The 12,423-nt window shown below is 60.2% G+C and carries 10 protein-coding genes; all 10 read left to right on the forward strand.

Annotated features, from left to right (window positions below; genetic code table 11):
* Positions 1 to 2: 2 nt before the first annotated feature.
* Complete coding sequence (locus ACQRC0_RS01265; protein WP_370450532.1) at positions 3 to 4,478, forward strand: DNA-directed RNA polymerase subunit beta'; 4,476 nt, start codon at positions 3 to 5, stop codon at positions 4,476 to 4,478.
* 438 nt (positions 4,479 to 4,916) lie between these two features.
* A complete protein-coding gene (rpsL, locus tag ACQRC0_RS01270) occupies positions 4,917 to 5,294 on the forward strand; it encodes a 30S ribosomal protein S12 (RefSeq protein ID WP_154514699.1) in 378 nt (125 codons plus the stop codon).
* A 73-nt stretch (positions 5,295 to 5,367) separates the two neighbouring features.
* Positions 5,368 to 5,841: a 30S ribosomal protein S7 gene (gene rpsG / locus ACQRC0_RS01275; RefSeq protein WP_006235013.1), complete on the forward strand. Its 474-nt coding sequence runs from the start codon at positions 5,368 to 5,370 to the stop codon at positions 5,839 to 5,841.
* Between the two features lie 19 nt (positions 5,842 to 5,860).
* Positions 5,861 to 7,960 carry an elongation factor G gene (gene fusA, locus ACQRC0_RS01280; protein WP_154514697.1) on the forward strand — a complete coding sequence of 700 codons (2,100 nt, stop codon included), beginning with the start codon at positions 5,861 to 5,863 and terminating at the stop codon, positions 7,958 to 7,960.
* Between the two features lie 60 nt (positions 7,961 to 8,020).
* Positions 8,021 to 8,329 (forward strand): 30S ribosomal protein S10, encoded by a 309-nt coding sequence (gene rpsJ / locus ACQRC0_RS01285; protein ID WP_427717612.1) that lies wholly within the window; start codon positions 8,021 to 8,023, stop codon positions 8,327 to 8,329.
* A 140-nt stretch (positions 8,330 to 8,469) separates the two neighbouring features.
* Complete coding sequence (locus tag ACQRC0_RS01290) at positions 8,470 to 9,624, forward strand: cation diffusion facilitator family transporter (RefSeq protein WP_427727114.1); 1,155 nt, start codon at positions 8,470 to 8,472, stop codon at positions 9,622 to 9,624.
* 39 nt (positions 9,625 to 9,663) lie between these two features.
* Positions 9,664 to 10,284, forward strand: a complete 621-nt coding sequence (locus ACQRC0_RS01295; RefSeq protein ID WP_427727116.1) for a histidine phosphatase family protein — start codon at positions 9,664 to 9,666, stop codon at positions 10,282 to 10,284.
* 448 nt (positions 10,285 to 10,732) lie between these two features.
* Positions 10,733 to 11,353 carry a 50S ribosomal protein L3 gene (gene rplC / locus ACQRC0_RS01300; RefSeq protein ID WP_089572481.1) on the forward strand — a complete coding sequence of 207 codons (621 nt, stop codon included), beginning with the start codon at positions 10,733 to 10,735 and terminating at the stop codon, positions 11,351 to 11,353.
* Positions 11,354 to 11,399: 46 nt separating this feature from the next.
* Entirely contained in the window at positions 11,400 to 12,026 is a 627-nt protein-coding gene (rplD, locus tag ACQRC0_RS01305) for a 50S ribosomal protein L4 (protein WP_006235032.1), read from the forward strand.
* Entirely contained in the window at positions 12,027 to 12,314 is a 288-nt protein-coding gene (gene rplW / locus ACQRC0_RS01310; RefSeq protein ID WP_006235033.1) for a 50S ribosomal protein L23, read from the forward strand.
* The last annotated feature ends 109 nt before the right edge of the window (positions 12,315 to 12,423 follow it).

The following is a 12,423-nucleotide window of genomic DNA, read 5'->3' on the forward strand; positions in this document are numbered from 1 at the left end:
CTGTGGCAGATTTCGAAGCTACTGAATTTGACTCGGTAAAGATCTCCCTTGCCTCCGCCGACCAGATCCGTTCCTGGTCGCACGGTGAGGTCAAGAAGCCGGAGACCATCAATTACCGTACCCTCAAGCCCGAGAAGGACGGCCTGTTCTGCGAGAAGATCTTCGGTCCCGCCAAGGACTGGGAGTGCTCCTGCGGCAAGTACAAGGGCATCCGCTTTAAGGGCATCGTCTGCGAGCGCTGCGGCGTCGAGGTCACCTCGGCCAAGGTGCGTCGCGACCGCATGGGCCATATCGAGCTCGCCGCTCCCGTGTCCCACATCTGGTACTTCAAGAGCCCCACGAGCTTCCCGATGAGCCGTATGCTCGACATCAAGTCCAAGGACCTCGAGAAGGTTCTGTACTTTGCCAGCTACATCATCACCGAGGTCGACTACGAGGCTCGCGAGGCCGACGCTGACGATCTGCGTGAGGAGCTCGCCGCCGATCTGGAAGAGATCGATGCCGAGTGCGCCCGCCAGATCGAGTCCCTCAAGGAGCAGGGCAACCCCGAGAACTTTGACGAGTTCTCCGACGAGGAGCCGCTGACCCCCGAGGAGATCGCCTCCGGCATCGTCGACATCGAGGAAGAGTGCAAGGACGAGAAGCAGCTCCGCACGGACGCCTTCAACGCCTTCATGAAGCTCACCGAGCGCGACCTCATCTCCGATGAGCCGCTGTTCCGCGAGATGACCCGTTACTACTCCATGTACTTCAAGGGTGGCATGGGTGCCGAGGCCGTCCGCGACCTGCTCGCTGCCATCGACCTCCCCTCCGAGGCCGAGAAGCTCAAGGCCATCATCGCCGACGAGGACTCCCAGAAGCAGAAGCGCGAGAAGGCCGTCAAGCGCCTCGAGGTCGTTGACGCCTTCCTGAAGGGCGGCAACAGCCCCGCGAACATGATTCTGGATGTCATCCCGGTCATTCCGCCCGATCTGCGCCCGATGGTCCAGCTCGACGGCGGCCGCTTCGCCGCGTCCGATCTCAACGACCTGTATCGTCGCGTGATCAACCGTAACAACCGACTCAAGCGCCTGCTCGACCTGGACGCCCCTGCGATCATCGTGAACAACGAGAAGCGCATGCTCCAGGAGTCCGTGGACGCCCTGTTCGACAACGGCCGCCGTGGGCGCCCGGTCTCTGGCCGTGGTGGTCGCCCGCTCAAGTCGCTCGCCGAGGCCCTCAAGGGCAAGCAGGGTCGTTTCCGCCAGAACCTGCTGGGCAAGCGTGTCGACTACTCTGGCCGTTCGGTAATCGTTACCGACCCCAAGCTGCTGCTGCACCAGTGCGGTCTGCCCAAGACCATGGCGCTGGAGCTCTTCAAGCCCTTCGTCATGAAGCGCCTGGTCGAGCTTGGCAAGGTCGAGAACATCAAGGGCGCCAAGCGCGCTATCGACCGCGGTGCCACCTTTGTGTGGGACATCCTCGAAGAGGTCATCGACGGTCGTGTCGTGCTGCTCAACCGTGCACCGACCCTGCACCGTCTGTCCATCCAGGCCTTTGAGCCGGTGCTGGTCGAGGGCAAGGCTATCCACCTGCACCCGCTGGTCTGCGCGCCCTTCAACGCCGACTTCGACGGCGACCAGATGTCTGTCCACGTGCCGCTGTCCAGCCAGGCTCAGGCCGAGGCCCGCGTGCTCATGCTCTCTGCGAACAACCTGCGCTCGCCGGCATCCGGCAAGCCGGTCAACATCCCCTCGCAGGACATGATCATTGGTGTGTACTACCTGACCCAGGTCCGCGACGGTCTGCCGGGCGAGAACCACGTGTTCTCGAGCTTCGACGACGCGCTGCACGCCTATGACTGCCGCTCCGAGGTCGACATGCAGGCCAAGATTCAGGTCCGCGTGTCCGCCGAGAACGCCAACGTCATCAACGAGGACGGTACCCGTATCTTCCGCGTCAAGAACGGCAAGAACGAGTTCGTCGACTACGATGTCACCGGTAACAAGACCGCACGCTTCGAGACGTCTATCGGCCGCATCATCTTCAACCGCCAGTGCCTGCCCGAAGACTACGAGTTCATGAACTACAAGATGGTCAAGGGCGATGTGGCCAAGCTGGTTGCCGACTGCTGCGATCGTTACCCCGAGGCCAAGGTCGGCCCGATCCTCGACTCTATCAAGTACTCCGGCTTCCACTACGCTACCCGCGCCGGCCTCACCATCTCGGTGTGGGACGCTCTCATCCCTGCCGAGAAGCAGGAGCTGCTCGACCGCGCCCAGGCCAACGTCGACCAGATCAACGAGTACTTCGAGGAGGGCTTCATCAACGAGACGGAGCGCCACATCGAAGTCGTTAACGAGTGGACCGCTTGTACCGACAAGGTCGCAGCGCTCATGCTCGACATGTTCGACGAGGAGAACCCGCTGTACATGATGGCCGACTCCGGCGCCCGTGGTTCTAAGACCCAGCTGCGTCAGCTCGGCGGCATGCGTGGCCTGATGGCAGATATGTCCGGCGAGACGATCGACCTTCCCATTAAGGCGAACTTCCGCGAGGGCCTGCTGCCGCTCGAGTACTTCATTTCGACCTACGGCGCCCGTAAGGGCCTGGTCGATACCGCATCCCACACCTCGGACTCTGGCTACCTGACCCGTCGTCTGGTCGACGTGGCCCAGGACGTCATCGTCCGCGAGGAGGACTGCGGTACGCACGAGGGTGTCACCTACAACCTCATCATCCCCGGCACCACCGACCTCAACACCGATCTTGTCGGCCGTTGCTTCATTGAGGACGTCGTGGCTCCCGATGGCACCGTGCTCTTTGAGCAGGACGGCTATATCGAGAAGGTCGCCGACATCCAGAAGATGGTCGATGCGGGCCTTAAGAAGGTCAAGCTTCGCGCGCTGCTCACCTGCCGCTCCAAGTACGGCGTGTGCCAGAAGTGCTACGGCTGGGATCTTTCCACCCGTCGTCCGGTCGCCATCGGTACCGCAGTCGGCATTATTGCCGCCCAGTCCATCGGCGAGCCCGGTACGCAGCTTACGATGCGTACCATTCACTCCGGCGGCGTCGCTGGCGTCGACGATATTACGCAGGGTCTGCCTACGGTCAGCCGTATGTTCGATATCGTCGGCAACGTCAACGAGAAGATCCTGGGTCGCGAGGCCGAGCTGGCTCCGTACTCCGGCCACCTCTCGATTAAGCCCGAGAAGTCCGAGTACGTGCTGACGCTCACCGACTCCGAGGATCACACCCGTGTCCTCGACGAGCGTCGCGTTCCCGCTTCGGTGCGCTTTATGCCCGAGATCGAGGACGGCTGCGAGGTTCGCGCCGGCGACCAGATCACCAAGGGCTTCGTCAACTTCCGCAACCTGCGCAAGCTGACCGACATCGAGTCGACGATGCACACCTTCGTCGAGAGCGTCAAGGACGTCTACACCAGCCAGGGCGTCGACCTGAACGACAAGCACATCGAGGTGCTCGCACGTCAGATGCTGCGTCGCGTTCAGATCACCAACCCCGGCGACTCCAAGTACCTGCTTGGTCAGTACGTCGACCGCTACGAGTTCGCCGACGAGGTCGAGCGCGTTGCCCGTCTGGGCGGTCAGGCTCCCGTGGCTGAGCCCGTCATCTTGGGTACGCTCAAGGTTGCGTCCAACATCGACTCCTGGCTGTCGAGCGCTTCGTTCATCCGTACCGCCGGCGTCCTTACCGAGGCCGCTATTGAGGGCAAGGTCGACCACCTGCTCGACCTTAAGTCCAACGTCATCGTCGGTAAGAAGATCCCGGCTGGTACCGGCCTCAAGCCGTACGCTAACGCCAAGCTGACGTATCGCACGGCCGACGGCTACGTGGACATCGATGGTCCGGCTTCGCCCAACGCCAAGTCACTGCCCGAGTGGGCTCCCGTGGAGCTCAAGGACCTGGACGAGCGGCTCCCACAGCAGCTCGACTGGGCCGGCTACGACGAGTTTGGTGGTGCTGACGGTTCGTTCACCCGCAACGGCCACACCATCTCCGCCGAGAAGGCTCGCCTGTACCTGTTCGACGACCTGGGCGTGTCGCAGCGCTGGACCAACAAGTTCAGCGAGGTCGGCATCGAGACGGTCGGCGACCTGGTTGGCAAGTCCGAGGAGGATCTGCTGCGCATCGATGGCATCGGTGCCAAGGCGATCGAGGAGCTCCGTGACGGCCTCGAGGCCCACGACCTGCTCTACATCCTCGAGAACAACGACGACGTTGCCGACGAGGAAGACCTTTCGCAGCTGCTGCAGATGGTCTTTAGCCCCGACGGTCCGGACGACATCCTGCTGGGCACCTCCGCTCCGACGCATCACGCCGATGCCGACGAGGAGCTCCTGGGCGCCCCGATCGACGACAAGAAGGCTTCCGCCAACGGTGCCATCAACGAGGACATGGCTTCCCTCGACGAGCTGCTCAACCAGCTCGTGGACACCGACGACGCCGAAGAGGCCAAGGACAACGACGGGGAGTAATTTCCCAGTACGTTAACCGCCCTTCCAAAGACCCGTTTCCCAACAGGGAAGCGGGTCTTTTTTGTTGAGGAACGTTGCCCCGACGAGTACGTCGGATTTCCGGGACGGGCGGCATAGGGGTTAAGTTTGTCGCGAGTTCCGCACGCAAAGGAAAGCACTTAATGTGCTTTCCGTCTTGCGCAGGAGTGTAGAGCAGCAAACTTAACCCCTGGGCCGCCCGGACCGGGAATCCGCCCTCGCGCACAGGAGGGGATTCCTTTTGTGTAGGCTTTGCGGAAATGTGGCTATTTTAGGATACGCCCGGCGGCGTGGTCTGTTGACGACACAGCTAACGGCACGTATCCTATCGAACTGCGTGTTTCGTAGGGGGATGCTGACCCCTCGATTCAAGCCGTTGCACTTTACAGAAAGCTGGAATCATTCGAGAAGGAGTACGCTTTGCCTACTATTAACCAGCTGGTTCGCCAGGGCCGTCGTTCCGCGCCCAAGAAGTCCAAGAACGCTGCTCTGCAGCACAACTCCCAGAAGCGCGGCGTGTGCACCCGCGTCTTCACCACGAGCCCCAAGAAGCCGAACTCGGCTCTTCGTAAGGTTGCCCGTGTTCGCCTCGTCAACGGCATCGAAGTTACTGCTTACATTCCGGGTGAGGGCCACAACCTGCAGGAGCACTCCATCGTGCTCGTCCGCGGCGGTCGTGTTCGTGACCTCCCTGGTGTCCGTTATCACGTCATCCGTGGCGCTTACGATGCTGCTCCGGTCCAGAACCGTATGCAGGCCCGTTCCAAGTACGGTGCTAAGCGCCCCAAGGCCAAATAAGCCAGATAACGTTTTGATACTTTCGCCGTGTGCCGCCTAAGCGCCGCACGGTAGACACTTAAGGAGATTTCACATGCCGCGTCGTGCAGCAGCTAATCGTCGTGAGGTTCAGCCTGACGCCGTTTACAACAACCGCCTGGTGACTCAGCTCATCAACAAGGTCCTTCTTGACGGCAAGAAGGCCACCGCTGAGCGCATCGTTTACACCGCTTTCGAGATCGTTGCCGAGAAGTCCGAGGGTGGCGACGCTCTCGCTACCTTCAAGAAGGCTATGGACAACGTCAAGCCCACGCTCGAGGTTAAGCCCAAGCGTGTCGGTGGCGCTACCTATCAGGTCCCGATGGAGGTCAACTCCCGTCGTTCCACCGCTCTGGGCATCCGCTGGATCGTCAACTTCTCCCGCGCTCGCAAGGAGAAGACCATGGCTGAGCGTCTCGCAAACGAGATTCTGGACGCTTCCAACGGCCTGGGCGCTTCCGTCAAGAAGCGTGAGGACGTCTTCAAGATGGCCGAGGCCAACCGCGCGTTCTCTCACTATCGTTGGTAAGTTAAGGTAAGGAACTAACATGGCTAAGGCTAAGCACAAGCTTTCCGATACCCGTAACATTGGCATCATGGCCCACATCGATGCCGGTAAGACCACCACGACCGAGCGTATTCTTTACTACACCGGTAAGACCCACAAGATCGGTGAGGTCCATGAGGGCGCTGCCACCATGGACTGGATGGTTCAGGAGCAGGAGCGCGGCGTAACCATTACCTCCGCTGCTACCACGTGCTTCTGGAACAAGGACGGTAAGGACTACCGCATCCAGATCATCGACACCCCGGGCCACGTTGACTTCACCGCCGAGGTCGAGCGCTGCCTGCGCGTCCTCGATGGCGCTGTCGCCGTCTTCGACGCCGTTGCCGGCGTCCAGCCCCAGTCTGAGACCGTTTGGCGTCAGGCTTCTACCTTCAACGTTCCCCGCATCGCCTTCATCAACAAGTATGACCGCGTGGGCGCTGACTTCTTCAACGCTATCGAGACCATGAAGGATCGTCTCGACGCCAACGCCGTGGCCGCTCAGGTCCCGATGGGCGCCGAGGACAACTTCTGGGGCGTCATCGACCTGGTCACCATGACTGCATGGGACTTCAAGGCCGACGAGAAGGGCATGACCTACCCCGAGCCGATGGACGAGATCCCGGCTGAGTTCGCCGACATCGCTGCCACCAAGCGCGAGGAGCTCCTCGACGCCGCTGCCAGCTTTGACGACGAGCTCATGGAGAAGATCCTCATGGAGGAGGACTTCACCGTCGAGGAGCTCAAGGCTGCTCTTCGCAAGGGCGTTCTGGCCAACGAGCTCAACCTCGTCTTTGTGGGCTCCGCCTACAAGAACAAGGGCGTTCAGGAGCTGCTCGACGCTGTCGTCGACTACCTGCCCAGCCCGCTCGACGTTGAGGCCGTCACCGGTACCGATCCGGAAACCGGCGAGGAGATCGTGCGTCATCCCTCCTTCGACGAGCCCTTCTCCGGCCTGGTCTTCAAGATCATGACCGACCCGTTCGTCGGTAAGCTCACCTACGTCCGCGTTTATTCCGGTCGCGCCGAGTCCGGCTCCTACGTGGTCAACGCCTCCAACGGTCAGCGCGAGCGCCTCGGCCGCATCCTCGAGATGAACGCCGCCGAGCGTATCGACCGTGACGACGCTTGCGCCGGTGACATCGTCGCCTGCGTTGGCTTCAAGAACTCCACCACCGGTGACACCCTGTGCGCCGAGGGCAAGGAGATCGTCCTCGAGAAGATCGAGTTCGCTAAGCCCGTTATCGACGTTGCCATCGAGCCCAAGACCAAGGCCGAGCAGGACAAGATGTCCCTGGCTCTGACCAAGCTCGCCGAGGAGGACCCGACCTTCACGGTGTCCACCAACCACGAGACCGGCCAGACCATCATCGCCGGCATGGGCGAGCTGCACCTCGAGATCATCGTTGACCGTCTGCTCCGTGAGTTCAAGGTTGACGCTAACGTCGGTAAGCCCCAGGTTGCCTACCGCGAGACCGCTGGTCACGACGTCGAGAGGGCTGAGGGCAAGTTCGTCCGTCAGTCCGGCGGTCGCGGTCAGTACGGCCACGCCGTCATCAAGCTCGAGAAGATGGAGGAGGGCTTCGGCTACGAGTTCGTCAACGCTATCGTCGGCGGCGTCGTGCCCAAGGAGTACATCCCGTCCATCGACAAGGGCATCCAGGAGGCCCTGAACACCGGTGTTATCGCCGGCTTCCCGGTCCTCGACGTTAAGGTCACCCTGTTCGACGGTTCTTACCACGAGGTCGACTCCTCCGAGGCCGCCTTCAAGATCGCCGGTTCCATGGCTATCAAGGACGCCCTCAAGAAGTCCGATCCGCAGCTGCTCGAGCCGATCATGGCTGTCGAGGTCGAGACCCCCGAGCAGTACATGGGCGACGTTATGGGCAACCTCTCCGGTCGCCGCGGCAAGATCGAGGGCATGGAGGATCGCAAGAACACCAAGCTCATCCGTGCCAAGGTGCCGCTGGGCGAGATGTTCGGTTACGCTACCGACCTTCGCTCCCAGACCCAGGGCCGTGCATCCTACACGATGCAGTTCGACTCTTATGAGCCTGCGCCCAAGTCCATCGTGGACGAGGTCATGAGCAAGAACGCCTAAGTTCGAGCTCCCTGTTACGTAATCCGCGAGAACATCTCTCGCACTCTTTGGAGGTTTAAGTTGGCTACCCAGAAGATCCGCATTCGCCTCAAGGGCTATGATCACGAGGTCGTCGATCAGTCCGCGAAGCTCATTGTCGAGACCGCTCAGAAGACCGGCGCTCGCGTTTCCGGTCCTGTCCCCCTGCCCACCGAGCGCAACCTGTACACGGTTATCCGCTCGCCGCACAAGGACAAGGACTCCCGTGAGCAGTTCGAGATGCGCACCCACAAGCGCCTCATCGACATTCTCGATCCCACCTCGGGCACCGTTGATTCGCTTATGCGTCTCGACCTCCCCGCTGGCGTCGACATCGACATCAAGCTCTAAGCTTTTTGCTCGATAGTGCGATTTGTAAGGCCGCAGCCCTAAGGGTTGCGGCCTTTTTTGTATCGATGGGGTAAAGGGTCTACACTACTGAGCTATTCGACAGACGAGTGTATGAGTAAAACTGTTGGGGGCAGATATAGATGGTCGAGTGGATCGTTCGTCGTGCGCAGGGCGACCGTGCGCGCGTGGGCACGTTGGCGGGCGTGGTGTGTATTCTCGCCAATGTGGCGCTATGCGCTGCGAAGGGTGCAATTGGCGTGCTGTCGGGATCGGTTTCGATTGTGGCGGACGCCATGAACAACCTGTCCGACGCCAGCTCAAACATCGTGAGCGTGCTTGGCTTTAAGCTGGCGGGCAAGCCGGCAGACCCCGAGCACCCTTACGGCCATGGCCGCTACGAGTATCTCTCGGGTCTGGTCGTGGCGGCGCTCGTGCTGCTCATCGGCCTCGAACTGGTGAAGTCCTCGTTTGAGCGTATCGTCCACCCCGAACCCGTCGAGTTCTCGCTTGCCCTGGTGGCAGTCTTGGCGCTTTCGATGGTTGTTAAACTGTGGATGGCGGCCCTCAACCAAAAGCTCGGTGACCGTATTGAGTCTGAGACGCTGCATGCGACCGCGCAGGATTCCAAGAACGATGTCCTTGCCACAGGCGCCGTGTTAGCGTGCGCAATTGTTTCGCAGGTGACGCATATCAATCTTGATGCTTGGGTCGGCCTTGCCGTTGGCGCCTATATTGGCTGGAGCGGTTTTGAGCTCATCCAGGATACGGTGAGCCCGCTTTTGGGTCAGGCGCCCGATCCCAAGCTGGTCGATTATATTCGCGGCAAGATCATGAGCTACCCTGGCGTTTTGGGCGTTCATGACCTAATGGTTCACGACTACGGCCCGGGCAGGAAGTTCGCAAGCGCTCACGCCGAGATGGCGGCCGAGGCCAGCCCGCTGGAAAGTCACGACACGCTCGACAACATTGAACAGGCATTTAGGGACGAAGACGACATGATTGTCACGCTTCACTACGATCCCATCGTGACCGATGACCCCAATGTGGCGAGCATGCGTTTGCGCATTCACGCCATGGCCCAACAGATCGATAGCCGCCTTTCGATTCATGACCTGCGCTGTGTGCCGGGTCCTACGCACACCAACGTGATCTTTGACTGCGTGCGTCCCTCGGATTTGGGCATGGGGTCCGATGAGCTCAAGCACGCGTTGGCCCAGAGGGTCGAATCGGAATTTCCCAAGTCGATTGCCAAGATTACGATCGACGATGACTACGTAGGGCATACCCACGAGTAGGTCTGCGCCGGCAAAGCACGTTATACAGAAGGGGAGAATATGAAGAGGCTGTATCTGCTCCGCCACGGCCAGACGGAATTCAACGTAAAAAAGCTCGTCCAGGGTCGCTGTGATTCACCGCTTACCGATTTGGGCCGTCAACAGGCCCAAGCGGCAGCCGAATGGCTCAAAGCCCACGGCGTCGTCCCCGACAAAGTGGTCTCATCGCCTTTAGGCCGAGCCATGGACACGGCAAGTCTCGTCGCATGCGAGATTCTCGGTCCGGATGCTACTGTCGAGCCCTGCGAAGGCATCATCGAGCGCGGCTATGGGACCTTCGAGGAAGGCCCGCATGACGCATTGCCTACCGACGTTTGGGATCCGGGCGAGGATTTGGTCCCCTTCGGAGGAGAAGGAAGCCGCGCGCTGCAAGAACGCATGGTAGACACCCTCACCAATCTCATGGGCGCCGAGGGCATCGAAACCCTCCTAGCAGTAAGCCACGGCAGCGCCAGCCGCCAATTCATCAAGGCTGCAGCTCCAGAGGGCTTCGAGCTCCCAGCAAAACTCCCCAACTGCGCCATTATGATCTTCGATTTCGACGATGCGCGAGAAGAGGACGATACGCCCCAATGCAAGTTCACCTTGCAGCAAATTGTGGATCCCCAACAAAGTCATTAGCTGAGCGAGTAGAGTTAAGCAGACATCAACGTGTCGTCTCCCGAGCTTGGCAGAGGGGCGGCGAAATATATTAAGTTTGTCGCGAGTTCCGCACGCAAAGGAAAGCACTTAATGTGCTTTCCGTCTTGCGCAGGACTGTAGAGCAGCAAATTTAATATATTTCGCCGCCCCTCTGCCAAGCCCAGGCGACTTCACGCACTTTACCTGCGTAAACAATGTGAGTGAAATATGAATCTCGATGGATACGCCCGCAGCCGTGTATACTAAACAGCTGTGTGTAACCAGGGGAGTATTCTGGCTGGACAAAATGCCTGCTTAATAGGGTTGTCAGGTAGTTCGGACGCAATACAAGGCTGGGGAGCACGTCGTGTAAGTAGTGGTCCTCTAGGGGCGTACGCTCGGTGGTGTACGCATTGTCCCAAGACCACGCGAGAGTTGGGATCATATCTTGATCAGCATGATTCTCGGCCGCAAGATTGGCATGACCCAGGTTTGGGACGAGAACGACAACGTCGTTCCCGTCACGGTCATCCAGGCTGGCCCCTGCGCTGTCTCGCAGGTTAAAACTCAGGCAACCGACGGCTATGACGCCGTCCAGATCGGTTTCGGCGACATCAAGGCCAAGAACGTGAACAAGCCCATGGCTGGTCACTTCGCCAAGGCCGGCGTCGAGCCTGTCCGCTTCCTTCGTGAGGTCCGCGTCGAGAACGGCGAGGAGCACAAGGTCGGCGAGGTCGTCACCGTCGCTGATTTCGCTGATGTCGAGAAGGTCGACGTCATCGGTACCTCCAAGGGTAAGGGCTTCCAGGGTCGCATCAAGCGCTGGGGTCAGCGCCGCGGTCCTATGACGCATGGTTCTCACTTCCAGCGTCACCCCGGTTCTATCGGTCAGTGCGCCTATCCTGCGCGCGTCCTCAAGGGCGTCAAGATGGCCGGCCACATGGGTAACGAGCGCGTTACCGTCAAGAACCTTTCCGTTGTCCGCATCGATGCCGAGCAGAACCTCATCTTGGTCAAGGGCGCTGTCCCGGGTGCCAAGAATGGTCTCGTCGCCATCCGTATGGCCTAAGGGCCCAGCCCATTTAGCCCAGCGTCATACCAAGGAGAACACTTAAATGGCAAAGTTTGAAGTAAAGAACAGCGAGGGCAAGAAGGTCGCCGAGGCCGAGCTCGCCGCTGAGGTGTACGGCATCGAGCCGAACATCCACGTTATGCACCACATCGTCAAGTGCCAGATGGCCTCTTGGCGTCAGGGCACCCAGTCCGCTAAGGGCCGCTCTGAGGTTTCCGGTGGCGGCAAGAAGCCTTGGCGTCAGAAGGGCACCGGTCGTGCCCGCCAGGGTTCCATCCGTGCTGCCCAGTGGCGTCACGGTGGCGTTGTCTTCGCCCCCAAGCCCCGTTCCTACGCTAAGCGTATGAACAACAAGGAGGTCAAGCTGGCTATGCGCTCTGCGCTGTCCGCCAAGCTGGCCGATGGCGAGCTCGTGCTCGTCGACGACTACGGCTTCGAGAAGCCTTCCACCAAGGCTGCCGTTGCCATGCTCAAGGCTCTTGGCCTTGAGGGCAAGCGTCTGACCATCATCGTTCGCGATGAGGACGTCAACGCCTACCTGTCGTTCCGCAACATTCCCAAGACGTTCATCATCACTGCCGACGAGGCCAACACCTATGATCTCGTCAACAACAACGCTGTGCTGATGCCCGCCGACATCGCCGCTCACTTCGGGGAGGTGCTTGCATAAATGACCGCCCACGAGATCATCATCCGTCCGATCGTGTCCGAGCGTTCCTTCTCCGGCATGGAGCAGAACAAGTACACGTTCGAGGTCGCCAAGGATGCTAACAAGTATCAGATCAAGGACGCTGTCGAGGAGATCTTCGGCGTCAAGGTCGTTCGCGTGAACACCCTGACGGTCAAGCCCAAGACCAAGCGCGTGCGCTATGTCGCCGGCAAGACCCGTTCTTGGAAGAAGGCCATCGTTACGCTGGCCGAGGGCGACACCATCGAGGTCTTTGGCAACCAGGCCTAAGACTCGCTGCTGTTGAGTGAGCTCATGCCTCCCAAATAGGGGAGGCGAGAGCTCAAGGTTTTGGGCGTATAAAATGGACACGCCCGGAACCGTGTATACGTCCGGTGTC

It is taken from the genome of Collinsella sp. SGI.033, from assembly GCF_050315135.1.
In the GTDB taxonomy this organism is placed as follows: Bacteria; Actinomycetota; Coriobacteriia; order Coriobacteriales; family Coriobacteriaceae; genus Collinsella.